Consider the following 24,449-nt stretch of genomic DNA (forward strand, 5'->3'; position numbering starts at 1 on the left):
GGTGAGCGGTACCGGCGCAGGAACCCGTCTCGTAGGTCTTTTCCTGCCGTTCTTGCCTGTTGCCGCCGTTCCCGCGTTCCCGCGTTCCCGCCGTTCCGGCTGTCTTCCCACGTTTACGGCTTCCCGCCCGCCCTTCAGGGCTGCGTCCGCCGGTCCGGGGCCGTCAGGTCGATCAGGCGGCACACCGTCTCGATGTCGATCTTCACCTGGGCGATCGAGGCGCGGCCGGACAGCCAGGTGATGAGGGCCGAGTGCCAGGTGTGCTCGATGACCCGCACCGCCGACAACTGTTCCGGCCCCGGGTTCTCCAGCCCCATGGCGTCGAGGATGATCGCGGTCGTCTGGTGGGAGACCTGGTCGACCTCGGGGCTGACGCTGCGGTCGGCGAAGGTCAGCGCGCGGACCATGGCGTCGGCGAGATGGGGCTCGCGCTGCAGCGCGCGGAAGGCGCGCATCAGGGTCTCGGCGACGCGCTCGGCCGCCGTCGCGCCGCTCGGGGGCTTCTTGCGGAGCGTGCCGTGCATGTGCTCCAGCTGGTCCTGCATCGTGGCGACCAGCAGATGGATCTTGGACGGGAAGTAGCGGTAGAGCGTGCCGAGCGCGACCTGCGAGGACTCGGCGACCTCCCGCATCTGCACGGCGTCGAAACCGCCCCGGCTGGCCAGCTGTGCACTCGCGTGCAGGATGCGGCGCCGACGGGCCTCCTGCCGCTCCGTGAGGGGCGGTGAGTCCGGTCGCCCGGCGCCGGCTTCCACCTTGACTTCCGCAGGCATGGGTCTCGTTCCGTGACAGTCGTGAGGGTCGTGACAGTCGTGAGGGTCGTGACGGTCGGTGAGGGTCGTGACAGTCGTGACGGTCGGTGAGGGTATGCGATCAAATAGCATGCCAGGGCGTGTGCCGTGGCGTGAATCACCTGATCCACCTCTCACAGCCGTTCTACCAGCCGGTAGATTCAGAGCCTCTCGAACGATCAACTCTGAAACTTGTTCTAGATTACCGTCTCGTCGTAATCTCACGGGAAATCGCAGTGAGAAGGGGGCCAGGAGTGACCGCGGAGGCCAGTCAGGCGGGGTCCCGACGTGACCTCGCCGCGGACGGCGAGCGACCGCTCACCATCGCCCTCCTCACCTATAAGGGGAACCCGTTCTGCGGGGGACAGGGCGTCTACGTACGGCACCTCTCGCGCGAGCTGGCCCACCTCGGCCACCGGGTCGAGGTGATCGGCTCCCAGCCCTACCCGGTGCTCGACGAGGACGCCGTGCCCGTCGACGGTCCGGGCGGGGTCTCCCTGACCGAGCTGCCGAGCCTCGACCTCTACCGCCAGCCCGACCCCTTCCGCACCCCGAAGCGGGACGAGTACCGCGACTGGGTGGACGCCCTCGAAGTGGCGACGATGTGGACCGGCGGCTTCCCCGAGCCCCTGACGTTCTCCCTGCGTGCCCGCCGCCATCTGCGGGCCCGGCGCGGGGAGTTCGACGTCGTCCACGACAACCAGACCCTCGGGTACGGGCTGCTGGGCGATGTCGGCGCACCCCTGGTCACCACCATCCACCACCCCATCACCGTGGACCGGCAGTTGGAGCTGGACGCGGCCGAGGGATGGCAGCGGCGGATGTCCGTGCGCCGCTGGTACGCCTTCACGCGCATGCAGAAGCGGGTCGCGCGACGGCTGCCGTCCGTGCTCACCGTCTCCGGCACCTCCCGCCAGGAGATAGTCGACCACCTCGGCGTCCGCGACGACCGCATGCACGTCGTGCACATAGGCGCCGACACCGACCTCTTCTCGCCGGACCCGGCCGTGGCCCGGATCCCGGGCCGGATCGTCACCACCTCCAGCGCGGACGTGCCGCTCAAGGGCCTCGTCTTCCTCGTCGAGGCGCTCGCCAAGGTGCGCGCCGAGCACCCCGCCGCCCACCTCGTCGTCGTCGGCAAGCGGCCCACCGAGGGCCCGGTCGCCCAAGCCGTCGAGCGCTACGGCCTCGAAGGCGCCGTCGAGTTCGTCAAGGGCATCTCGGACGCCGAACTCGTCGACCTGGTCCGCTCGGCCGAGGCCGCCTGCGTGCCCTCGCTGTACGAGGGGTTCTCCCTGCCCGCCGCCGAGGCCATGGCCACCGCCACGCCGCTGGTCGCTACCACCGGCGGAGCCATACCGGAGGTCGCCGGACCCGACGGCGAGACCTGCCTCGCCGTGCCCCCGGGCGACGCGGGCGCCCTGGCCGCCGCCCTGACCCGGCTCCTCGGCGACCCGGAACTCCGGCGGCGGCTCGGCCGCGCCGGCCGCGAACGGGTGCTCCGGCGCTTCACCTGGGCCCGCGCCGCCGAGGGCACGGTGGCCCACTACCGCGAGGCCGTGGCCCGCGCCGAGGGCCGCCGGACGCAGACCGCCGCGAGCCCCGCACCGGCGGAACGCCCCCTCGCCGAAGTCCCCGCGGCCCCCGCGGCCCCCGATGCCGCCCCCGCCGCCCACGCCGCCGAGGACGGGGAGACCCACGAGGGCGTCCCGGCCGCCGGCGGCACAGTCGAGACCAACCGCGAAAGCGCCAACCGCGAAAGCAGGGCCACGTGCTGACCGTCGATTTCTCCCGGTTCCCCCTCGCCCCGGGGGACCGGGTCCTGGATCTCGGCTGTGGAGCGGGCCGGCACGCCTTCGAGTGCTACCGGCGCGGCGCCCAGGTCGTGGCCCTCGACCAGAACGGCGAGGAGATCCGCGAGGTCGCCAAGTGGTTCGCGGCGATGAAGGAGGCCGGCGAGGCACCCGAGGGTGCCACCGCGACGGCCATGGAGGGCGACGCCCTCGCACTGCCCTTCCCCGACGAGTCCTTCGACGTCGTCATCATCTCCGAGGTGATGGAGCACATCCCCGACGACAAGGGCGTCCTGGCCGAGATGGTCCGGGTGCTGCGGCCCGGCGGCCGCATAGCCATCACCGTCCCGCGCTACGGCCCCGAGAAGGTCTGCTGGGCGCTCTCCGACGCCTACCACGAGGTCGAGGGCGGCCACATCCGCATCTACAAGGCCGACGAACTGCTGGCCAGGATCCGCGAGGCGGGCCTCCAGCCGTACGGCACCCACCACGCGCACGCCCTGCACTCGCCGTACTGGTGGCTGAAGTGCGCGTTCGGCGTCGACAACGACAAGGCGCTGCCCGTGCGGGCGTACCACAAGCTGCTGGTCTGGGACATCATGAAGAAGCCGCTGCTCACCCGGGTCGCCGAGGAGGCGCTGAACCCGGTGATCGGCAAGAGCTTCGTGGCCTACGCCACCAAGCCGCACCTGCCACCGCTGGCCGACCGGGACGCCGGCGGCGTCTTCGAGGCGGCCGCCAAGTGACGACGCCCCGGACAGAACACCTGGTCCTGCCCGGGGTCCTCACCGCGGAGGAGGCCGCCGCCACCGTGCGGGGCATCCTCGCGGTGCAGCGCGCGGACGGTGCCATCCCGTGGTTCCGGGGACACCACCTCGACCCCTGGGACCACACCGAGGCGGCCATGGCCCTGGACGCGGCCGGCGAGCACGAGGCCGCCGAACGCGCCTACGCCTGGCTGAGCCGGCACCAGAACCCCGACGGCTCCTGGTACGCCGCCTACGCCGACGGGGACCCCGACGACGTCACCGACCGGGGCCGCGAGACCAACTTCGTCGCCTACATAGCCGTCGGCGTCTGGCACCACTACCTGGCCACCGGCGACGACACCTTCCTCGACCGCATGTGGCCCGCCGTCTACGCGGCGATCGAGTACGTCCTGCGGCTCCAGCAGCCCGGCGGCCAGATCGGCTGGAAGCGCGAGGACGACGGCACCCCGGTGAACGACGCCCTGCTGACCGGCAGTTCGTCCATCCACCACGCACTGCGCTGCGCGCTCGCCATCGCCGAACAGCGTGAGGAACCCCAGCCCGACTGGGAGCTGGCGGTCGGCGCGCTCCGGCACGCCATACGACGGCACCCCGAGCGGTTCCTCGACAAGGACCGCTACTCGATGGACTGGTACTACCCCGTCCTCGGCGGCGCCCTGACCGGCACCGAGGCCAAGACCCGGGTGGAGGAGGGCTGGGACCGCTTCGTCGTGCCCGGCCTCGGCGTCCGCTGCGTGGTCCCCAACCCGTGGGTGACCGGCGGCGAGTCGGCCGAACTCGCCCTGGCCCTCTGGGCGATGGGCGAGTCCGACCGCGCCCTGGACATCCTCCAGTCCATCCAGCACCTGCGTGACCCCGCCTCGGGCCTGTACTGGACGGGTTACGTCTTCGAGGACCGGGCCGTCTGGCCCGAGGAACTGACCTCCTGGACCGCCGGATCCGTACTGCTGGCCGTGGCCGCGCTGGGCGGCGACGAGGCGACCTGCACGGTCTTCGGCGGGGAGCGCCTGCCGCGCGGGCTGGACGACTTCGACGACTCGGAGTGCTGCTGAGGCAGGGGACGGTGCGCGTGAGCGGCGTGGGGCTGGTCGCGGAGTTCCCGGACGGAGAAGCACGGGGCGCAGCCCCTGCTTCTCAGGGGCGCGGGGAACTGCGCGACCAGCCACAGCCGACCCGCACCCGCCACACCACCTCGGCCGTCCGGCCGCTTCCGCGTAGGCGCCCGGGCTGAGGGATCCGCACGGCACCACGCGGCGCGCTCAGTGGCGGTGCATCCGGTTGGCGATGGCGTGCCCCACGAACAGGTAGACGACGGCCGCCAGACCGTAGCCCGCCACCACCCGAGCCCACTGCTCGTCGAAGGTGAACAGGTCGTGCGACCAGCCGGCCAGCCAGCGGGCCGCGTCATGGATGAACTGCACGAAGTCGTTCGCGCCGTTCGCGCCCAGGAGATACATCAGGATCCACAGGCCCAGGATGAAGGCCATGACGTCGGCCACGATCGCTATGACCCGGCCCGCCTGGTTGGAACCGCCATATCGAGACATGCTCAACGGGTTGCCCGGATCCCTGTCCTGAAACCCGGTCCTGCCCTACGAGTTGAGTTCCGCCAGCACCCGCAGCGTGTGCGGATCGGGCGCCAGCACCAGCAGGTCCGTCACCGGCCCCTTGCGCCACGACTCCAGCCGCTCCGCGATCCGTTGGCGCGGCCCGACCAGGGAGATCTCGTCGGCGAAGGCGTCCGGCACGGCGAGGACCGCCTCCTCGCGCCGCCCGTCGAGGAAGAGGCGCTGGATGTGCCGAGCCTCCTCCTCGTATCCCATGCGGGCCATGAGGTCGGCGTGGAAGTTGCGCCTGGCGTGCCCCATCCCGCCGATGTAGAAACCCAGCATGGCCTTCACCGGCAGCAGTCCCTCGGCGACGTCCTCGCAGACCTTCGCCCGGACCATGGGCGCGACGAGGAAGCCGGCCGGCGCCTCGGTCAGCGACGCCTCGTAGACGTCGGTCCGGAACGGCGACCAGTACAACGGCAGCCAGCCGTCCGCGATCCGGCTCGTCTGCGCGATGTTCTTCGGCCCCTCGGCGCCGAGCAGCACGGGCAGGTCCGCGCGCAGCGGATGGGTGATGGACTTGAGCGCCTTGCCGATGCCGGAGCCGTCCGGCCCGTCGTAGGGGAGCGGGTGGAAACGCCCGTCGAGCGCGACCGGCCCCTCACGCCGGAGGACTTGGCGGACGATGTCGACGTACTCCCTGGTCGCGGTCAGCGGGGACCTCGGGAACGGCCGCCCGTACCAGCCCTCGACGACCTGCGGCCCGGACAGCCCGAGTCCGAGCAGGGCCCGCCCGCCGGAGAGATGGTCCAGGGTCAGGGCCTGCATCGCGGTGGTGGTGGGCGACCGGGCGGCCATCTGCGCTACGGCCGTGCCCAGTTTGATCCGTGAGGTGTGCGCGGCGATCCAGGTGAGCGGGGTGAAGGCGTCCGAGCCCCAGGACTCGGCGGTCCACACCGAGTCGTAGCCGAGCCGCTCCGCCTCCCGGGCGAGCGGGACGTGGTCCGCGGAGGGGCCGCGTCCCCAGTAGCCGAGTGCCAGACCGAGCCGCATCTGCCTGCCTCCTGACGGTACGTCAGCTGTTTGCGCGGGAGGCGACTGTACGACAACGGCCCCCCGCTCGGAAGAGCGAGGGGCCGCTGCCGTACGACTGCGGGCTTCGTGCGGATCAGCCGCGCTGGATACCGCTGGTGTCCTGCAGCACGCCACGACGGCCGTCCTGCGTCTGGGCCACCAGGTTGGCGCCGCGCTGCTCGACCGCCAGGTACCAGGTGCCCGGCGCGAGTTCGGCGATCGTCGACTGGGAGCCGTCCTCCGCGAACAGCGGACGGGCCACCGGCACCGCGAACCAGAACGGAGAGAAGTCACCGGCCGGCGGCTGCGGGGCCGGCGCCTGCTGCTGCGGAGCACCCGCGAACGGCGCCCCCGGCTGACCGGGACCCGCCTGACCTGGCTGCCCCGCACCGAACGGCCCCGGCGCACCGGCGCCCGGGTACCCGTAACCACCGGGCGGCTGGGCCCCGTACGGCTGCGGCGCGGCCGGACGCGGGGCGCCGACCAGGGCGACCTTGAGGGCGGGGACGAGGGGGGTGGCGATGGCGGCGCCGGCCATGACCAGCGTGGCGATGAGGGCGAGGATGAGGCCGATGCCGGCGTCGGTGCTGCTGCCGCTCGTGCCCTCGAAGTTGTCTCCGCCACCGGACGGGTCGAAGACGTTGCCCAGCGCGCTCCACGCGGCGAAGATCGTGAAGGCGATGCCGAAGTGGCCGAGTTCGATACCGGCGATCTTGGGCGCCTGCGGCAGGCCCCTGGCGACGACGATGCAGACGGCGCCGATCAGACCCGCCAGGACCACACTCAGCAGCACCGGCCCGCTCTCCCAGAGGATCGGGAGATCGATGCTGTCGGGAATCCCGTCGATGGAGTAGTTGTCGAGGAACGACGCGATGAACAGCAATACCGCTGCTCCGATCACGACGCCGTCGCCTCTGGTGAGGGAGCGGATATTCACTTCAGGTCCTTCGTCAGTCGTCTCGTCGTCGGTGGAGGCGTCGCCGTCACCATGTCGCCGTCAGGCCGTGGTGGGAAGCGCGGGGGTGGCCCCTCATCGTAGGGACGACCTTATCGTCCGACCGACTTGGGTGTCCTCCGGGATCATCCCGGCGATCACGACCCGCCCGCTACCCTCGCAGGAAACTCACGAATTCCTCAGAGTCCCCCCGCTCCGCATTCTGCCGCCGGGCACCGCTGGTCAACGGTGCCGGGTCATGGATATCGCGCATCGCGGTGCGTAAGACGAAGACGGCGGGAACCGTTGACAGATTGAGACCGCTCGCACCTCATTCCGTGGCGCACCGGGTAAGCGGCCGGAGTTCTCCATAGGAGAGAGTTGTTCAATCTTCGAGGAAGCTCGCGATGCCGTCCGAGATTCCCCGGGCCGCTTTCTGCCGCCAGGGTCCGCTGGTGAGCCGGGCCGCGTCCTTGGCGTCACGCATGTTGCCGCACTCGATGAACACCTTGGGCACGGTGGAGAGGTTGAGGCCGCCGAGGTCGGTGCGGGTGACGATGCCGGTGCCGTCGCCGACGTAGTTGGAGGGGGCACTGCCGGTGGCGCGCACGAAGAAGCCCGCGATGCGTTCGCCGAGGTCGCGGGAGGGGGCGACGATCGGCCGGGTGTCGGCGGAGCCCTTGTGGACCGAACCCGGCAGGATCACGTGGAAGCCGCGGTTGCCGGCGCCGGAGCCGTCGGCGTGGATCGACACCACCGCGTCCGCCTTCGCCTCGTTGCCGATCCGCGCCCGCTCGTCGATGCACGGGCCCCAGGGCCGGTCGCCGTCCTGCGTGAACTTCACCGTGGCGCCCTGCTGTTCGAGGAGCGTCCGCAGCCGCCGGGAGACGTCCAGCGTGAACTTGGCTTCCGGGTAGCCGTCGTTCGTGGTCGTCCCCGTCGTGTCGCACTCCTTCGCGTTCGTCCCGATGTTCACCTTGCGGTTGATCTCGGCCGTGTGCTGGAAGTTGCCGGGGTTGTGACCGGGGTCGATGACGACGACCTTGCCCTTGAGGGGGCCGGTGGCGGCGGGCCCGGAGGCGGACCCGGAGGGGCTCGCCTGCTTGCCGTCCCCACCGCTCGTGCCGCCCGCGGTGTCCTTGCCGTCGCCGGAGGCGGTCGGTGCGCCGGACGGCTCGGGGGACACAGCCGGGGTCCTCGCCGACCGGGTCTGCGGCCCCGTCCCGCCGCCCGTCCCGCCGTCCCCGTTCCCGGAGTCCCCGACGGCCTGCCAGACCCCCCACCCGGCCACCGCCCCCACGACGACCGCGGCCACCGCCACGGTCAGCGGACGGCGCAGCGCGGAACGGCGGGACGGGGGCGGATCGAAGTCCGGGCCTACATACGACACGTCTGCCACCTTACGGGGCCCGCCCGGCGCCCCACGCCCGTGTCCCGTGTCCTGTGTCCCGTGTGACGCCGCCGGCGCCGTCCCCGCGGACCGGCCAGGTCCGGACGGCGGGCAGCACGGCGGGCAGCCGGACCCGGGGGAGCCGAGTCGCTGACCAGCGGTAGGCGCGGGCGCCGTCACGGGATAAAGTCGGGCGGTTACGTCTGAAAGCCGGACCGTCACGTCCGGTGATGGGGGCGGGGTCCCGGCGCGCGGTCGGTGGGCCCCGGTGGGAGGGCCTGCAGCACATGAGTCGTCGCTCCAACGGGTTGGCCGGCATCTGGGCCGAGGCACAACGCCAGCAGCAGCGTCAGTCCGAGGAACAGGCCCGGCAGCAGCGCGAGTACGAGCGGCAGCAGCGCGCGTACCAGCGCGAGGTGGCGCGCAGCCAGCGGGAGCAGCAGGCGGCGTACCGGCAGCAGCGCGAGGCGGAGGCGCGGCGGCGTACCGAGGAACTGGACGCGCAGGTCCAGGCACTGGAGGGCTTGCTGGTCGCGGGCTGCCGGGCCCCGGCGTTCCGGGCCGCGTCCCTCACCCGCACCGAGCGGCTGGAGCCGTTCTCCCCCGGCCCGCTCGCCCAGCCCGTGGCCATGCCGGACCCCAACCACTACCAGGCACAGGGCGGCTGGACCGCCCAGCGCCGGGCCCAGGCCCAGGCCGAGGCGCGCGCCCGGTACGAGCACGACTGGCAGGCGGCGCAGGCCGCCGAGCAGCAGCGCCAGCGTCAACTGGCCCAGTACCAGCGGCAGTACGAGCAGTGGGCGGAAGGGCAGCGGGCGGAGATCCGGCGCCACAACGCCGGGCTCGCGCAGATGGCGACGGCCCTGCGCGACGGCGACCCGGAGGCCGCCGTCGACTACTTCTCCGCCGCCCTCTACGCCTCACCCGCCTGGCCCGACGGCTTCCCCCGGGGGATCTCCGCCGCCTATGACTCGGCGGCCCGGCAACTGGTCCTGGACTGGGAGCTGCCCAGGTACGACGTCGTCCCCGAGGCCAAGAGCGTCGTCTACATGCCGAGCGTCGACCAGGACAAGGAGCGCCCCCGCCCGGTCACCCAGCGGCGCGCCCTCTACCGTGACGCCCTCGCGCAGTGCGTGCTGCTGGTGCTCCACGACCTCTTCGCCGCCGACGAGTTCGGCGCCCTGGAGTCGGTCGCCCTGAACGGGTTCGTGGACGACCACGACCCGGCGACCGGCCGTCGCACCCAGATCGTCCTGGCGACCGTCACCGTGTCCCGGCCGGTCTTCGCCGAACTGCACCTGGAACAGGTCAGCGCCGTGGACTGCCTGACGGACGGGCTCCGCGGCCGGCTCTCCGCCCGCCCCGACCAGCGCACCCCCGTCCGCCCCGAGCGCCGCCCCGACGACGTGGGCAACGGCGTCGTCACCCACGGCGGCGAGGACGAGCCCGACCTGCTGGAGATGGACCCCCTCGCCTTCGAGGCACTGGTCGCCGAGCTGTTCCGGGCCATGGGCATGCAGGCCGTCACGACCGAGCGCTCGGGCGACGGCGGGGTGGACGTCGACGCCCTCGACCCCACCCCGATCCGGGGCGGCAAGATCGTCGTACAGGTCAAGCGGTACCGCAACACCGTCCCGCCGACCGCCGTCCGCGACCTCTACGGCACGGTCCAGGACGCAGGCGCCAACAAGGGCGTCCTGGTGACGACGTCCAGGTTCGGGCCCGGCTCCCACACCTTCGCCAACGGCAAGCCGCTGGAACTGGTCTCGGGCCCGGAACTCGTCGACCTGCTGCACCGGCACGGGCTACGGGGGCGCCTGGGCACCGGCGAGCGCCCCGCGCCCGCGCCGGCCTCGTCGACGGCCCCCACCGTGGTGATGCCCGCCCCCACCGTGGTGATGCCCGCCCAGCGCACCCCGGCGGACGCCCCGGACACCACGGGCTCCCTGGTCTCCTCGGACGGCGCGGACCCGGGCCCGGCCCCCGACGACCACAGCGTGCTCGGCATGTACTGGACCGGCGGCGTCGCCCTGGACGTCTGCGCGCTCGTCTGCCACGGCAACCGGGTCCTCAGCGACGACCACTTCGTGTTCTACAACAACCTCCGCACCCCCGACGGCACCGTCCGCGCCGTCCCGCCGACCGCACCCGACAAGGCCGCGATCCTGGTCGCCTTCGACGCGCTGCCGGCGCGGGCCGACCGGCTGGTCCTGGTCGCGGCGATCGACCCCGCGGCGAACCCCGACGCCGACCTCTCCGGCTTCACCGACGCCGGCATCCGCCTCCTGGACCCCTCCCGGGCCGAACAGGGCCGCCTCGACGTCTCCGACGGCCGCGCCGGCGAGACGGCCCTCACCCTCGGGTCCTTCCGCCGCCGCGAGGGCGGCGACTGGGACTTCGTCGTGGGCGGCAAGGGGTACCGGGGCGGCCTGGAAGAACTGGTCCAGGACCACGGCATAGAGGTGGCCTAGCCCGCCGGCCCGGCGGTGGAGGTGCCGCGGGTCAGATCCCGGGCCCGGTCCGCCGCAGCACCCGCAGGGAGTCCGTCGCGGAGACCTCCGTGAAGGCGCCGGAGGCCAGGGCGCGGAGGTAGACGCGGTACGGGGCCTGACCGGTGAACTCGTCCTCGGGCTCCGGGAAGACGTCGTGGATGACGAGGAGGCCGTCCGGGGCGATGTGCGGGGCCCAGCCCTCGTAGTCGGCGGTGGCGTGCTCGTCGGTGTGGCCGCCGTCGACGAAGACGAGGCCGAGAGGGGTCCCCCAGAAGGCGGCGACCTGCGGGGAACGGCCGACCACCGCGACGACGTGCTCCTCCAGACCCGCCCGGTGCAGGGTGCGGCGGAAGGCGGGGAGCGTGTCCATACGGCCCACCTCGGGGTCGACGGTGGACTCGTCGTGGTACTCCCAGCCCGGCTGCTGCTCCTCGCTGCCCCGGTGATGGTCGACGGTGATCGCCGGCACCCCCGCCGCACGGGCGGCGTCGGCCAGCAGGATCGTCGACCGACCGCAGTACGTCCCCACCTCCAGCAACGGCAGCCCCAGCCGCCCCGCCTCCACCGCCGCGGCGTACAGGGCCAGCCCCTCACCGGCAGGCATGAACCCCTTCGCCGCCTCGAACGCGCCGAGCACCTCCGGCGCGGGCGCCGGCATGGGCGTGGGGTGCGGTGCCGCGGACATGGGTCCTCCGGGTGGTCGTACGTCACTGGGGGCGCCCCATGCTGCCATGCGGTGATCGACGGGAGGGACCGGGGATCGGGGTGCCGGCGCCCTTGGCCGGTGGGAAGGGCGGTGGGCGCGGCCCCTGCCCTTCAGGGGCGCGGGGAACTGCGCGAGAAGCCCCACCGGGCGTGCACCCGCGCACCCACCCGACGCGACGAGGCGGGAAGGCGCCAGAACAGGAGTCGGGGGCGCGACTCAGCGGGCGACGGCGGCCGCACCCTCCCGGGAGACCACGCCGGTCTCACCCTCACCCTCACTGCTCGCGCGCAGCGTCAGCGCGGGACGCCGGTTCGGCAGGAGCAGGGCCAGCGCGAGGCCGACGGCGACCGCGGCCGTGGCGATGAGGAAGGACACGCGGAACCCGTGCATGGTCGGGATCGCGACCCCGCCGACGTGGTCCGCGGTGTTGGCCAGCACCATGCCCACGACGGCGCTCGACACCGACGTCCCGATGGACCGCATGAGCGTGTTGAGCCCGGTCGCCGCACCCGTCTCGGACGGGTCCACGGCACCGATGATCAGCGCGGGCAGCGAGGAGTAGGCGAGGCCGATGCCCGCGCCCAGGACCACCGACACGACCACGGTCTGCCAGGCGGCGCTCATCAGGCCGAGGCCGGCGCCGTAGCCGACGGCGATGATCAGCAGGCCGAGGATGAGGGTGGTCCGGGGCCCGTACTTGGCGGAGATCCGGGCGTAGACCGGCGCGGTGAACATCATCGTCAGGCCGAGCGGAGCCACGCACAGACCCGCGACGATCATCGACTGCCCGAGGCCGTAGCCGGTGGCGGAGGGCAGCTGGAGGAGCTGCGGCAGGACGAGGGAGACGACGTAGAAGGAGACGCCGACCATGATCGAGGCGAGGTTGGTGAGCAGGACCTCGCGGCGGGCGGTGGTGCGCAGATCCACCAGCGGGGCGGGGATCCGCAGCTCCCAGACGCCCCAGAGGAGCAGGACCACGGCCGACGCGGCGAACAGGCCGAGCGTGGTCGTGGAGGTCCAGCCCCAGTCGCTGCCCTTGGTGATCGGCAGCAGGAAGAGGACGAGGCCGGCGGAGAGGCCCACCGCGCCGAGGTGGTCGAAGCTGCCCGGCGCGCGCGTCTTCGTCTCCGGTACGGCGACGAGGGTCAGCACGATGGACAGGACACCGAGACCGGCGGCGCCGAAGAAGAGGAGGTGCCAGTCGGCGTTCTGGGCGACCGCGGCGGCGAGGGGCAGGGCGAGTCCGCCGCCGACGCCTATGGAGGAGCTCATCAGGGCCATGGCGGAGCCGAGGCGTTCACGGGGCAGTTCGTCGCGCATCAGTCCGATGCCCAGCGGGATCGCGCCCATGGCGAAGCCCTGGAGGGTGCGGCCGACGATCATCGGGAGGAGTGCGCTGGTGAAACCGCTGATCAGCGCACCGGCCACCATGACGCCGAGGCTGGCGAGCAGCATGCGGCGCTTGCCGAACAGGTCACCGAGGCGGCCCATGATCGGCGTGGCCACGGCACCGGAGAGCAGGGTGGAGGTGAGTACCCAGGTCGCGTTGCTGGGGGAGGTGTCCAGCAGTTGCGGGAGGTCCTTGATCACCGGGACCAGCAGGGTCTGCATCACCGCGACGACGATTCCGGCGAAGGCCAGGACCGGGACGATCGCTCCGGGGGCTCGGGCAGGGCCCGCGTCCTCTGCGGCGGGGCGATCGGCCGTCGGCGGTGTGTGGTGCGTCATGGGGCGGGGCCTCCTGGCCGGGTCAAGGTATGTGCCAGCTGAACCTCGTGTGCCCGGGCAACTATTCCGTTGTTTTGAGTGACTAACGAAAACTTGACCCGCCCATGGAGAAGTGACGGCATGTCAGGGACGCCCGGGGTCTGCACGCCCGGGGTCTGCACGCCCGGGGTCTGCACGCCCGGGGTCTGCGCGGGCTCATCGGAACAGGGCTCGAGAACTTCTCGCGGAACGAGGCAACGCATCGGCGCCCTCATGGACTGTTCAAAGCATCTAGGAGGTGCTCGATGGGGGATCGGAAGCAGGCGAGGGCCGCTCGGGACGAGGAGTTCCAGAGCTTCCTCGTCGGCCGCTGGCCACGACTGATGCGTACGGCGTTCCTGCTCACCGGGGAGCAGCACGCGGCGGAGGACCTGGTCCAGACGACGCTGGAGCAGGTGTATGTGGCCTGGCGGCGGGTCGGCTCGACGGAAGACCCGGACACCTACGTCCGGCGCATGATGATCAACGCGCACGCGCGCAAGCACCGCAGACGGCTCAAGGAGTTCCTGGCGCCCCGGAGCGACACGGACCTCGTGCCGGAGCTGCCCGACAGCGGTGACCGCATCGCCCAGGCCGACGACCGGGGTGCCCTGCTGAAGGCCCTCGCGCAGCTGCCGCCGCGCCAGCGCGAAGCCGTGGTCCTGCGGTACTGGGAGGACCTGAGCGAGATCCGGACGGCGGAGGCGATGGGCTGTTCCGTGGGCGCGGTGAAGAGCAACGCGGCGAAGGGGATCGCGAAGCTCCGCGCCATACCTGGACTGGCAGAGATGGTGACGCAGGGAGGCCGGACGTGAGGCACACGGGGGACACGGACGGTACTGGCGACACGGGTGACAGGGACGGGAAGGCGAACCGGCAGATGAAGCACGACGACAGCGCGTACGGCGACCTCACACGCCACGACCTGACACACAGCACCCCGCTGGAGAGAGACATCGCCCTGCTGCTGGCGGACGCCGCCGACGACGTCACGGTCGGCATAGCCCCCTACCAGGCGGTTCTCCGGGGTGGCCGGCGCCGCAGGACGCGCCGCTGGGCCGTCGCGGCCGTCGCGGCGGTGGTGATCGCGGGCACCACGGGGACGCTGGCCCTGGCCACGGTGTCGGGGGACGGCCGGGCACACGTGGTCCCGGCGGCGCCGGTGCCGACGGAACGGGCGACGCCCGACACCCCGACCACGACGGAACCGTCGCGGACCACCCTGGCCCAAGGGCGGGACAGGGGCAGGGCCTGGCGCATGACCATCGAGGTCTGGGCCGCGCCGAAGACCGAGAAGGCCGCCGAGCGGCAGCTCGCCGCGATGGGGCTGTTCGGGGACGCGCCCACCGGTGTGGAAGACGCCTCCGACCTGGTCGGCAAGAGCTGGCACTTCGTGCATCTGGCACTGGGCGGGAAGCAGAAGGGCGCGATGATCGACGGCGAGTCGGACACGCCCTCGGGCAAGGACCTGCAGGTCATCTCGACCCCCTTCGGCATCGAGAACCCGCCCGAGGACGACCCCGAGCGTCTCGCGGTCGGCCAGGTCGCGCCCACCGCCCAGGAGGTGAGGGTCACCTGGACCGATGGCACCTTCGTCGACATCCGGCGCCAGGTTGACGGTGACGGCAAGGCGGACCCGGGCGAGCCCCGCATCGTCGAGGTGAAGGGCGCCGAGGCGAGCTGGTTCGTGGCGCTGGCGCCGGAAGGGGTGGGCTTCCGGTCGGCGGAGGTGACGCGGTGACGGCGTGACGCGGTGGCGCGGTGACCACGGGACGCGAGACGCGGACGAGGGGGCAGGGGGGCGAGTCAGGTGGCGCAGGGCCGACGCGCTGTCGGGCGGGTGACCGGACCGGCTACAGCCAACCCTGCTGCCGGGCCTCCCGCATCGCCTCCATGCGGTTGCGGGTGCCGGTCTTGCCGATGGCGGAGGAGAGGTGGTTGCGCACGGTGGACTCGGAGAGATGGAGCCGGGCGGCGATGTCGGCGACTGTGGCGCCGTCGGCGGACGCGTTCAGGGTGTCGCGTTCGCGGTCGGTGAGCGGGTTGGGTCCGGCGCTCAGCGCGGCTGCGGCGAGGGCCGGATCGACGACGGTCTCGCCGGTCAGCACCCGGCGGATCGCCTGGGCCAGCTCCTCCACGGGCCCGTCCTTGACCAGGAACCCGGCGGCACCCGCGTCCATGGCCCGGCGCAGATACCCGGGCCGGCCGAAGGTGGTGAGGATCAGCACCCGGCAGTCGGGCACCTGGTCGCGCAGCGCGGCGGCGGCGTCCAGGCCGCTCATCCCGGGCAGTTCGATGTCCAGCAGCGCGACATGCGGCCGGTGGATCAGCGCCGCGTCCACGATCGCGTCCCCCGTCCCGACCTGCGCCACGACCAGGATGTCCGGCTCCATGCCCAGCAGCAGCGCCAGCGCGCCCCGCATCATCCCCTGGTCCTCGGCGAGCAGAACCCTGAGGGACTTTGTGGTCCGGTGATCCCGGGGCATCTCGTTCACGACCCAAGAGTAGGACGGAGGCGACGATTCGGACGGGTGAGTGAGGCGGGCCGTGCGGGGGCATCGCCTACGGGTGCCGCTCCCTCTCCGCACCCGGCGCGGCCGCGGCTCCCGCCGGCGTCGCGTCGCCCGCTCCCCGGGGCGTGACCGGCGGTGTGGTGACGGGCAGCTCCGCGCTGACCTCGAAGCCGCCGCACGGCGCGGGCCCGGCCCGGAGCGTGCCGCCGGCCGCCGCGAGGCGTTCGGTGAGACCCCGCAGGCCGTTGGGGGTGGTGGATGTGGCTGGGGGTGGGGGCGGGGGAGGGGGGAGGGGGCCCTTGTCGGTGACGGTGAGGTGGATGCGGGCGTCGGTGGTGGCGAGGGCGATCTCGCAGGTGGTGGCGTGGCTGTGGCGGACGACGTTGGTGATCGCCTCACGGACGACCCAGCCCAGCAGTGCCTCGGCCTGCGGGCCGGGAGGCGGGCCGGAGCGGCGTACGGTCAGGGTCGTGCCCGCGGCGGACAGTACGGACCGGGCGTGGTCCAGCTCGGTGGTGAGGCTGCCCTCGCGGTAACCGGTCACGGCCTCGCGGATCTCCGTGAGGGCCTGGCGGCCGACCGTCTCGATGTCCTCGATCTGGGCGAGCGTCGCGTTCATGTCGTGCGGGGCGAGCCGGCGGGCCGCCTCCGACTTGACCACGATCACCGACAGGGTGTGGCCGAGGAGGTCGTGCAGGTCGCGGGAGAAACGGAGGCGTTCCCGCTCCACCGCGCGATGGGCGAGTTCCTCACGGGCGGCGCGCAGTTCGCGGACCGCTTCCACCAGGGAGAGGATCGCGGCCGTCACGACGACGGAGAGGAAGGTGCCGTACGCGATGCCGACCGCGCCCCAGCCCTCGCGCACCGCGGCGATCCCGCCCGCGAGCACCGTCACCGTCAGCCCGGACCGGCGGAGCAGCGGGCCGCGCGTGGCGGCGCCCACGGCCAGGCCGAGCAGGGGGAGGAAGTTCAGCCAGTCGCCGCCGTAGGCGAGGGCGAGAGCCCCGGCGATCAGGCCGAGTGCGACGAGTGAGGCCCGGGTGGAGGGGGAGTCGCGTTTCTCCGGGACGAAGGCGCGGATGACGACGTAGATGTAGAGGGAGTTGAAGGTGAAGATGCCGAGGCCGCCGATCCAGGGGTTCGGGGCGTGGCCCTGGAGGATGTTCGCGTAGGCGCCCAGGCCCATGAGGAGCCACGGCACGAGAGTGAGCCCGGAGGCGGGCGGCCCGGGATCGTCCGACGCCGGCCGCCCGCCCCCACGCGGCAGGCGCCACGGTAACCACGCCCCCGTCCCGGCCGGTTGCCGACTTGCCCACCCGGCGTCCTCCGTGGCTCCGGCGCTCGTCCCCGGCGCGGTCGCCGTGCCCGCTTCCGTCCGCTTCGTGAGTCTCATGTGGTCGACAGTACGAAGCCGGGGCGCGGCCCGGCAGATGCGTGTGTACGGAGTTCGGCAGGACAAATGTCCTGGGCGCGGCGAGAGGTATCTGACGTAGTGTCAGGAGTCTTCACATGTGCACGTGGCTCGGCTATACAGAGGGTCGCCGGACTGGAACGCGTTCTAGGTGGGCGGGTTTCCGGGCCGGCCGTGGCGACCTCGGTGCGACCGCTGGTGCGGACGGTCGTACCGAGGTTTCTCAGCGCGGGCCGGCGTCGCAGGCCCGGCCCTCCGCCGGCCCACTCGCCGCCGGTCCCCCGTCCGCCCCCCCACCGCACACAGGAGCCCCATGCCCATCGACGCAGCCAAGGCGCTCGCGGCCGAGCCCCGTTCCGCCGAGATCGCGTGGAGCCGCAAGGACGTCCTGCTCTACCACCTCGGCATCGGCGCCGGTGTCCCGGCGACCGACCCCGGCGAGCTGCGCTACACGCTGGAGTCCCGGCTGCACGTCCTGCCGAGCTTCGCGACCGTCGCGGGCGCGGGCTCGCCGGACGTCATCGGCGGTCTGGACGCACCCGGCGTCGACGTCGACCTCGCCAAGGTCCTGCACGGCGGCCAGCGCGTCGAGGTGCACCGGCCCATCCCGGTCCAGGGGCGGGCCACCGCGACCTCGCGGGTGGCGGCGGTGTACGACAAGGGCAAGGCGGCCGTCCTGGTCATGCGGACCGAAGTCGCCGACACCGAGGGCCCGTTGTGGGTGAACGAGGCGCAGATCTTCGTACGGGGCGAGGGCGGCTGGGGCGGTGAGCGCGGCCCGTCCGCCCGGCAGGAACCGCCCACGACCGCGCCCGACAAGGAGGTCGAGCGGACCGTCCGCGAGGACCAGGCGCTGCTCTACCGCCTCTCGGGCGACTGGAACCCGTTGCACGCCGACCCGGAGTTCGCCGGGCGGGCCGGGTTCGACCGGCCGATCCTGCACGGGCTGTGCACCTACGGGATGACGCTGAAGGCCGTGGTGGACACGGTGCTCGGCGGCGACGTCGGCCGCGTCCGCTCCTACGGGACGCGCTTCGCGGGCGTCGTCTTCCCGGGCGAGACCCTCCGCATCCGGATGTGGCGTCCGGACGACCGCTCGGTGCGGGTGGCGGTGAGTGCCGCCGAGCGGGACGACGCGCCGGTGCTGGCGGACACGCTGGTCGCACACGAATGAGCCCATCGGTACAGACGCAGGTCAGGTACTTCTGAGGGGAGCCGCACCATGCGCGCAGCCGTACTGCACGAGATCGGTCAGGACAAGCTCGACGTGCTCGACGACGTCGAGGCGACGGGCTTCGGACCGGGGCGGGTGAGGATCCGGGTGCGGGCCACGGGGCTGTGCCACTCCGACCTGTCCGCGATGGCCGGGGTGCTGCCGCAGCCCGGACCGTTCGTGCCGGGACACGAGGGCGCCGGCGAGATCGTCGAGGTCGGCGAAGGGGTCACCCACCTGAAGCCCGGCGACCGGGTGGTCGTGTGCTGGCTCCCGGCCTGCGGCACGTGTCCCGCCTGCAAGCGCGGCCAGACGCAGCTCTGTCTCGCCGGATTCCTCAACGCGGGCACGCCCAACTTCAAGCGGCCCGCCGGGGACGTCTTCGGCTTCGCCGGCACCGGCACCTTCGCCGAGGAGGTCGTCGTCGATGCCGGCTGCGCGGTGCCGATCCCGGACGACGTGCCCTTCGACATCGCCGCCCTCATCGGCTGCGGTGTCACCACCGGTCTCGGCGCGGCCCTCAACACCGCCGATGTGGAGGCCGGTTCGTCGGTCGCGGTCATCGGCTGCGGAGGCGTCGGCATCTCGGCGATCCAGGGTGCCCGGCTCAAGGGCGCCGCCGAGATCGTCGCCGTCGACCCGGTGGTCTCGCGGCGCGAGGCGGCGCTCAGGTTCGGAGCCACCAAGGCGATCTCACCGGAGGAGCTGGCCGACGCCAAGCAGTCCCTCACCGCCGGCGAGGGCTTCGACTACGTCTTCGAGGTCGTCGGCCGCTCGGCGACCGCCCGCACGGCGTACGAGGCCACCCGGCGCGGCGGCACCCTCGTGGTGGTGGGCGCGGGCGCTCTGGACGACTTCCTGCAGCTCAGCATGTTCGAGCTGTTCTTCGACGAGAAGCGGATCCTGCCGTCCATGTACGGCGGCGGGGACGTCCTGCGCTCCTACGAGCGGACCATCGCCCTGTGGCGGGCCGGCCGCATCGACCTCGCGGGCCTGATCACCCACCGGGTGCCCCTCGCCGACATCAACGAGGCGCTCGACCAGATGCGGACCGGTGTGGCGCTGCGGACCTGCATCGAGATCTGACCACCGCCGCGCGAAGGGGAGCGGATGAGAGCGCAGGAGAGCGGATGACAGGGAAGAGGGGCTCGGGATGACATCGGCACTCGGCGGACGGCCGCTCGAAGGACTGTCCGCGATCGTGACCGGCGCGGGGCGCGGGCTCGGCCGGGCCGAGGCGCTGGAACTGGCCCGGCTGGGCGCGGCCGTGGTCGTCAACGACTACGGCCGGCCGGGGCGGGACGGATCCGGTGAGGTGTCCACGGGACCCGCCGAGGAGGTCGCGGCAGAGATCCGCGCGGCGGGCGGCCGCGCGGTGGCGCACATCGGCGACGTGTCCGACCACGAACAGGCCAGGGAACTGGTCGCGTTGGCGGTCGCCCGGTTCGGCAAGCTGGACATCCTCGTCAACAACGCGGGCATCCTGCGCGACCGCATGGTCTTCTCCATGTCCGAGGACGAGTGGGACTCGGTCGTGCGGGTGCATCTCAAGGGACACTTCAACACGATCCGGTTCGCCTCCGCCCACTGGCGTGCCCGGGCGAAGTCGGGCGAGGGCGGCGACGGAACGGGCGGGGGGCGGGTGTACGGGCGGGTCGTGAACACCTCCTCCGAGGCGTTCCTCGCCGGCTCCGCCGGCCAGCCCAACTACGCCGCGGCGAAGGGTGGCATCGTCGGCCTGACCACCTCCACGGCCCTCGCGCTCGCCAAGTACGGCGTCACCGCGAACGTCATCTGCCCGCGTGCCCGGACCCGGATGACCGAGGACGTCTTCGCGAACCTCCCGGGGGCCACCACGGACGGCGACGGCACCGCCCTCGACCCGCTCGCCCCCGAGCACGTCGCCCCGCTCGTCGGCTATCTGGCCTCACCCGCCGCGGCGCGGGTCAACGGCCAGCTCCTCGTCGTGCACGGCGGCATGGTCGCGATCGTCGAACGGCCGCGGGTGCGGGCCAAGTTCGACACCAAACAGGACGCCTTCACCTTCGACGAACTGGACAGCCTGCTGACGCCGCACTACGCCGGCCGGCCGGAGGGGGAGACGTTCGCGGCGGCGGAGGTGCTGGGGCTGAGGCACGGTCGCGGGGCGATGGAAGGGTAGCGGCCGTTCCCGGAACGGGAGGGCCCCGCTCGTCGAGGACGAGCGGGGCCCGGTGCCGTGATGGTCCGCTCCGGCGTCGCATGGACGTTTCTCCGGAGGCGACCGGAACGGAAGCCTGTCGCCGGTCAGGCGGACGTCGTCGGCTCCGCGTGTTCCGCCGGCTTGCGGTGGCGCCCGCGAGGGCTCGTCCTCTCGGCCTCCTGGGCCGCGATCTGACCCCGGTGCTTTCCGTGGCCGTCCGCCTCGTGGGAGTCGGCCGTGGGCGGCTGGATCGTGTGCACGTCGCTCATTGGAAGTGTTCCCCGTCGAATGATCTTCTTATCGGCGGGTGATTTTAACGGGCCGGACCGACCGCCTCGAAAGCACCCGGCAGGCGTGTCGCCGCGCCGCGTCCACCTCACCCTCGCCCCGCACTCCGTCTTCACCCGACGGTCACCTCCTCGGGCACGCGCCCCTCCAGCGGCGCCTGTTGCAAGGGAACGGGCCGAGCGACGACGGGCACGGCCGGCTCCGCGCCCGCCACGCCCGCGCCTGCCACGCCCACATCGGCCACCCCGGCACCCGACGTTCCGGACCGGGGTGACGTGTCCGTGCCCCCCGGCCCCGGATTCTCCGCGCGGCCGGGCTCCCCGTCCCGCTCCCGGGACACCTCCGACGAACCCTCCGGCGACGGCTCCGGACCCTCCGGCTCGTCCGGGTCCCAGGCCACCCCCGTCCGGGCCACCCCGCACCTCACCAGCCCGCTCGCGTACGGCAATTGCAGGATCCCTTCGCGACTCCACAACCCGGCGCCCGTCAACCAGCCCTCGGGGGCGGGCAGATGGAGGATCCGCCGTGCGGCCGGACGCCAGACGCCGACCCAGCTGCCCCGGGGGCCGTCCAGACGCAGCGCGACCGCGCAGCTCTCGGGGGTCAGGATCTGCCCCGGCTGGATGGCGAACGGGGTGACGCTGTGGCCGTCGGGCACCCGCAGGCACTCCGGGAAGCGGACCGGGAGCGTACTGCCGAGCACGCCCCAGCCGAGCCGGTCGTGACCGGGGGAGGGCGCGTCCGAACGGATCAGGAGCAGCCCGCTGTCGGGGTCGGCGAGCAGAACCCGGTCGTCGCTGTCGTCCGCGATCTGCAGCAGTGGTGAGATCGCGCCGCCCTGCTCCAGATCGACGGCCACCGACTTGGTGCGGCCGTCCCGCTCCTGGTCCAGGGCGAGCAGCCGGCCCGTGCCGTCCAGCCAGACCCCGCCCGAACACCGCCCCGGTACCTGCGCCACCACCTCCGGCCCGAAAGCCCCGCCCGCCACCAGCCACACGGTCGTGGCGCTGCGGCCCAGGGCGAGGGCGTACGCCCGCTGCCCGCACGGCGCGGGCGGCAGCAGCCGCATCTCGGTCGCCGGGTCGGCGCATTCGACCGCGCCGAGCGGGAGTTCGCCGGTGCCGGGGCCGGTCGGGTAGAGGAGCGAGAACAGGTGCCGGTCGGCGGCCAGCCGGTGGATGAGGACCCGGCCGTCGGCCAGCGGGAGCACTTCCGTGCCGGGTTCCTCGGGCTGGTTGCCGGGCAGCGGAACCGCGTACGGTTCGGGGCCGTCGAGGGTCCAGCGCTCGGGGAACCAGGACTCGCCGTCGAGCGCGAGGCGCGCCGCGTACGACCCGTCCGCGGTGATCACACAGCCGGGCCCGGCAACGGTCCGCCCCGCGTGCACGCCGGTCGGCCCCGCGTGCGTGCCGGGCTGTCCTGTGTGCACGCCCGTCGGCACCGTGTGCGTGCCGGGCTGTCCTGTGTGCACGCCGGTCGGCACCGTGTGCACGCCTGCCCGTCCCGTCGGTGCCCCGGCCCCCGCGTCGGCCGCGATCGCCTCGCTCCCGAATCCGTCTCCGGCTCTCTCCCCGAATCTCTCGCCGGCTCCTTCTGCGAATCTCTCGCCGGCTCTCTCGCCGCTGGCTTCCGCGTCCTTCTCCTCGTCCCCCTGTCCCGACTCGTTCCCGTGGCCCGTCGAGGGTGGTGGGGAAGCACAGGCCGTCATGGTTCGATCACCTCCGGCGACGAAGCTAGTTTTCGCACGCACAGACGTGGGACAACACGCACCCCCTTCACACATAAGGGTGCTCGTCGCGCGATTCGCCTGAGGGAACGCCGATTCGTGTGCTGCGGGACGGGTGCGAGGAGGAGGCCGCCACCCCGGGGGCGGGAGAGGCGGCCGAGGGGCGGCAGGTCGACCGGCCCGCGGCCGGTCTGGGACGGGAGCGGTGCAGGTAGCCTGTGGTCCGTGCCCCGTCTGTCTGAAGTCATCGCCGCGCTCGACGCCCTCTGGCCGCCCGAGAGGGCCGAGGGGTGGGACGCGGTCGGCACGGTCTGCGGAGACCCCGACCAGGAGGTCACGCGGGTCCTGTTCGCCGTCGATCCGGTCCGGGAGATCGTCGAGGAAGCGGTGAAGCTGGGTGCCGACCTGCTGGTCACCCACCACCCGCTCTATCTGCGCGGTACGACGACGGTGGCGGCCTCGACCTTCAAGGGCCGGGTCGTGCACACCCTCATCAAGCACGACATCGCGCTGCACGTCGCCCACACCAACGCCGACACCGCCGACCCCGGCGTCAGCGACGCCCTCGCCGGCGCGCTCGGCCTCAGGGTCGTACGCCCCCTCGTACCGGACGCCGCCGACCCCGCCGGACGGCGCGGTCTCGGCCGGGTCTGCGAGCTGGACCACCCGCTGACGGTCCGGGAACTGGCCGCGCGGGCCGCCGAGCGGCTGCCGGCCACCGCCCAGGGCATCCGCGTCGCCGGCGATCCCGACGCGGTCGTCCGCACCGTGGCCGTCAGCGGCGGCTCCGGCGACAGCCTCTTCGACGACGTCCGCGCGGCCGGTGTCGACGCCTTCCTCACCGCCGACCTGCGCCACCACCCCGCCTCCGAGGCCGTCGCACGCGGCACGGAAGGCGCCCACACGCCTCTCGCGCTGCTCGACGCGGCGCACTGGGCCACCGAGTGGCCCTGGTGCGAGCTGGCGGCCGCCCAGCTCGACGAGATCTCCGACCGGGAGGGGTGGGGCCTGCGTGTCCACGTCTCCGGGACGGTCACCGACCCCTGGACCGCCCACGCGGCGTCCGCCCACCCGTCGCCCACTTCTTCTGACCCACTGGGAGCCCCCAACTGAACGCCGAGCCCGCCGACCAGATCCGACTCCTCGACGTCCAGGGCCTGGACGTACGTCTGCAGCAGCTCGCGCACCGGCGGAGGTCGCTGCCCGAGCACGCCGAGATCGAGTCGCTGACGAAGGACCACACCCAGCTGCGCGACCTGCTCGTGGCCGCGCAGACCGAGGAGAGCGACACCGCCCGCGAGCAGACCAAGGCCGAGCAGGACGTGGACCAGGTGCGGCAGCGCGCCGTCCGCGACCAGCAGCGCCTGGACTCGGGCGCCGTCTCCTCCCCGAAGGACCTGGAGAACCTCCAGCGCGAGATCGCCTCCCTCGCCAAGCGACAGGGCGACCTGGAGGACATCGTTCTGGAGGTCATGGAGCGCCGCGAGTCCACGCAGGAGCGGGTCGCCGAGCTGACCGAGCGGGTCGGTGCCGTGCAGGGCAAGGTCGACGACGCCACCGCGCGCCGGGACGCCGCGTTCGAGGAGATCGACGGCGAGGTGGCGACGGTGACGAAGGAGCGCGAGGTCATCGCGGCGGCCGTCCCCGCGGACCTGCTCAAGCTCTACGACAAGCTGCGCGACCAGCAGGGCGGCATCGGCGCGGCCAAGCTGTACCAGCGCACCTGCCAGGGCTGCCGCCAGGAGCTGTCGATCACCGACTTCAACGACGTCCGCAAGGCCACGTCCGACACGGTCGTCCGCTGCGAGAACTGCGGCCGCATCCTGGTGCGGACCTCCGAGTCCGGCCTCTAGCGGCGGCAAGGGGCTGT

At 72.7% G+C, this 24,449-nt stretch carries 22 protein-coding genes; 11 read left to right on the top strand and 11 right to left on the bottom strand.

Features of this window, described 5'->3' with window-relative positions; translation table 11 throughout:
- Window positions 1-134: 134 nt before the first annotated feature.
- On the bottom strand, window positions 135-773 hold the full coding sequence (locus SCAB_RS31255) for a TetR family transcriptional regulator (protein WP_037725296.1): 639 nt from the start codon (window positions 771-773) through the stop codon (window positions 135-137).
- A gap of 272 nt (window positions 774-1,045) precedes the next feature.
- On the opposite strand from SCAB_RS31255, the gene SCAB_RS31260 reads away from it, so the two are divergent.
- From SCAB_RS31260 to SCAB_RS31270, 3 genes are read left to right on the top strand one after another with little or no spacing between them, the layout of a single operon-like run.
- Complete coding sequence (locus SCAB_RS31260) at window positions 1,046-2,569, top strand: glycosyltransferase family 4 protein (protein ID WP_013004103.1); 1,524 nt, start codon at window positions 1,046-1,048, stop codon at window positions 2,567-2,569.
- Window positions 2,563-3,330, top strand: coding sequence for a class I SAM-dependent methyltransferase (locus SCAB_RS31265; RefSeq protein ID WP_013004104.1), 768 nt, complete (start codon window positions 2,563-2,565; stop codon window positions 3,328-3,330). Before SCAB_RS31260 ends, SCAB_RS31265 begins: the two co-directional genes overlap by 7 nt.
- Complete coding sequence (locus tag SCAB_RS31270) at window positions 3,327-4,406, top strand: prenyltransferase (RefSeq protein ID WP_013004105.1); 1,080 nt, start codon at window positions 3,327-3,329, stop codon at window positions 4,404-4,406. Before SCAB_RS31265 ends, SCAB_RS31270 begins: the two co-directional genes overlap by 4 nt.
- Before the next feature lie 207 nt (window positions 4,407-4,613).
- On the opposite strand, the gene SCAB_RS31275 is transcribed toward SCAB_RS31270, so the two are convergent.
- The 4 genes from SCAB_RS31275 to SCAB_RS31290 all read right to left on the bottom strand — a co-directional run bounded on the left by SCAB_RS31275 (window position 4,614) and on the right by SCAB_RS31290 (window position 8,302).
- A complete protein-coding gene (locus SCAB_RS31275; RefSeq protein WP_037725301.1) occupies window positions 4,614-4,901 on the bottom strand; it encodes a hypothetical protein in 288 nt (95 codons plus the stop codon).
- A gap of 45 nt (window positions 4,902-4,946) precedes the next feature.
- Window positions 4,947-5,957 (bottom strand): LLM class F420-dependent oxidoreductase, encoded by a 1,011-nt coding sequence (locus tag SCAB_RS31280; protein WP_013004107.1) that lies wholly within the window; start codon window positions 5,955-5,957, stop codon window positions 4,947-4,949.
- A 115-nt stretch (window positions 5,958-6,072) separates the two neighbouring features.
- Window positions 6,073-6,915 carry a carbohydrate kinase family protein gene (locus SCAB_RS31285; RefSeq protein ID WP_013004108.1) on the bottom strand — a complete coding sequence of 281 codons (843 nt, stop codon included), beginning with the start codon at window positions 6,913-6,915 and terminating at the stop codon, window positions 6,073-6,075.
- Between the two features lie 382 nt (window positions 6,916-7,297).
- Window positions 7,298-8,302 (bottom strand): N-acetylmuramoyl-L-alanine amidase, encoded by a 1,005-nt coding sequence (locus tag SCAB_RS31290; RefSeq protein ID WP_013004109.1) that lies wholly within the window; start codon window positions 8,300-8,302, stop codon window positions 7,298-7,300.
- Window positions 8,303-8,589: 287 nt separating this feature from the next.
- Here SCAB_RS31290 and SCAB_RS31295 point away from each other — a divergent pair, with 287 nt between their 5' ends.
- Window positions 8,590-10,773 (top strand): restriction endonuclease, encoded by a 2,184-nt coding sequence (locus tag SCAB_RS31295; RefSeq protein WP_173402920.1) that lies wholly within the window; start codon window positions 8,590-8,592, stop codon window positions 10,771-10,773.
- Window positions 10,774-10,804: 31 nt separating this feature from the next.
- Here the strand turns inward: SCAB_RS31295 and SCAB_RS31300 are convergent, their stop codons facing one another.
- The gene (locus SCAB_RS31300; protein WP_013004111.1) at window positions 10,805-11,479 is read right to left on the bottom strand and encodes a class I SAM-dependent methyltransferase; all 675 of its coding nucleotides are present in this window, start codon (window positions 11,477-11,479) and stop codon (window positions 10,805-10,807) included.
- 237 nt (window positions 11,480-11,716) lie between these two features.
- Window positions 11,717-13,228, bottom strand: coding sequence for an MFS transporter (locus SCAB_RS31305; RefSeq protein WP_013004112.1), 1,512 nt, complete (start codon window positions 13,226-13,228; stop codon window positions 11,717-11,719).
- 284 nt (window positions 13,229-13,512) lie between these two features.
- Between SCAB_RS31305 and SCAB_RS31310 the strand changes: the two genes are divergently transcribed.
- The gene (locus SCAB_RS31310; RefSeq protein WP_013004113.1) at window positions 13,513-14,061 is read left to right on the top strand and encodes a SigE family RNA polymerase sigma factor; all 549 of its coding nucleotides are present in this window, start codon (window positions 13,513-13,515) and stop codon (window positions 14,059-14,061) included.
- A gap of 65 nt (window positions 14,062-14,126) precedes the next feature.
- The gene (locus SCAB_RS31315; protein WP_013004114.1) at window positions 14,127-14,987 is read left to right on the top strand and encodes a hypothetical protein; all 861 of its coding nucleotides are present in this window, start codon (window positions 14,127-14,129) and stop codon (window positions 14,985-14,987) included.
- Window positions 14,988-15,099: 112 nt separating this feature from the next.
- On the opposite strand, the gene SCAB_RS31320 is transcribed toward SCAB_RS31315, so the two are convergent.
- Together SCAB_RS31320 and SCAB_RS31325 are read right to left on the bottom strand one after the other, a co-directional pair.
- Entirely contained in the window at window positions 15,100-15,732 is a 633-nt protein-coding gene (locus SCAB_RS31320; RefSeq protein ID WP_013004115.1) for a response regulator transcription factor, read from the bottom strand.
- A 76-nt stretch (window positions 15,733-15,808) separates the two neighbouring features.
- Entirely contained in the window at window positions 15,809-17,026 is a 1,218-nt protein-coding gene (locus SCAB_RS31325; protein WP_041671103.1) for a sensor histidine kinase, read from the bottom strand.
- Between the two features lie 457 nt (window positions 17,027-17,483).
- Between SCAB_RS31325 and SCAB_RS31330 the strand changes: the two genes are divergently transcribed.
- The 3 genes from SCAB_RS31330 (at window position 17,484) to SCAB_RS31340 (ending at window position 20,544) form a co-directional block, all read left to right on the top strand.
- The gene (locus tag SCAB_RS31330) at window positions 17,484-18,344 is read left to right on the top strand and encodes a MaoC/PaaZ C-terminal domain-containing protein (protein WP_013004117.1); all 861 of its coding nucleotides are present in this window, start codon (window positions 17,484-17,486) and stop codon (window positions 18,342-18,344) included.
- Between the two features lie 48 nt (window positions 18,345-18,392).
- Window positions 18,393-19,469, top strand: coding sequence for a Zn-dependent alcohol dehydrogenase (locus tag SCAB_RS31335; protein ID WP_013004118.1), 1,077 nt, complete (start codon window positions 18,393-18,395; stop codon window positions 19,467-19,469).
- A 67-nt stretch (window positions 19,470-19,536) separates the two neighbouring features.
- The gene (locus SCAB_RS31340) at window positions 19,537-20,544 is read left to right on the top strand and encodes a 3-oxoacyl-ACP reductase (RefSeq protein ID WP_013004119.1); all 1,008 of its coding nucleotides are present in this window, start codon (window positions 19,537-19,539) and stop codon (window positions 20,542-20,544) included.
- Window positions 20,545-20,669: 125 nt separating this feature from the next.
- On the opposite strand, the gene SCAB_RS47860 is transcribed toward SCAB_RS31340, so the two are convergent.
- Together SCAB_RS47860 and SCAB_RS31345 are read right to left on the bottom strand one after the other, a co-directional pair.
- Window positions 20,670-20,834 carry a hypothetical protein gene (locus tag SCAB_RS47860; protein WP_013004120.1) on the bottom strand — a complete coding sequence of 55 codons (165 nt, stop codon included), beginning with the start codon at window positions 20,832-20,834 and terminating at the stop codon, window positions 20,670-20,672.
- 131 nt (window positions 20,835-20,965) lie between these two features.
- Complete coding sequence (locus SCAB_RS31345) at window positions 20,966-22,561, bottom strand: hypothetical protein (RefSeq protein WP_013004121.1); 1,596 nt, start codon at window positions 22,559-22,561, stop codon at window positions 20,966-20,968.
- 243 nt (window positions 22,562-22,804) lie between these two features.
- Between SCAB_RS31345 and SCAB_RS31350 the strand changes: the two genes are divergently transcribed.
- On the top strand, window positions 22,805-23,692 hold the full coding sequence (locus tag SCAB_RS31350; RefSeq protein WP_013004123.1) for a Nif3-like dinuclear metal center hexameric protein: 888 nt from the start codon (window positions 22,805-22,807) through the stop codon (window positions 23,690-23,692).
- Window positions 23,689-24,432 carry a zinc ribbon domain-containing protein gene (locus SCAB_RS31355; RefSeq protein WP_078580213.1) on the top strand — a complete coding sequence of 248 codons (744 nt, stop codon included), beginning with the start codon at window positions 23,689-23,691 and terminating at the stop codon, window positions 24,430-24,432. The genes SCAB_RS31350 and SCAB_RS31355 overlap by 4 nt, the downstream gene beginning before the upstream one ends.
- Window positions 24,433-24,449 lie beyond the last annotated feature (17 nt).

This window comes from Streptomyces scabiei 87.22, from assembly GCF_000091305.1.
Lineage (GTDB): Bacteria > Actinomycetota > Actinomycetes > Streptomycetales > Streptomycetaceae > Streptomyces > Streptomyces scabiei.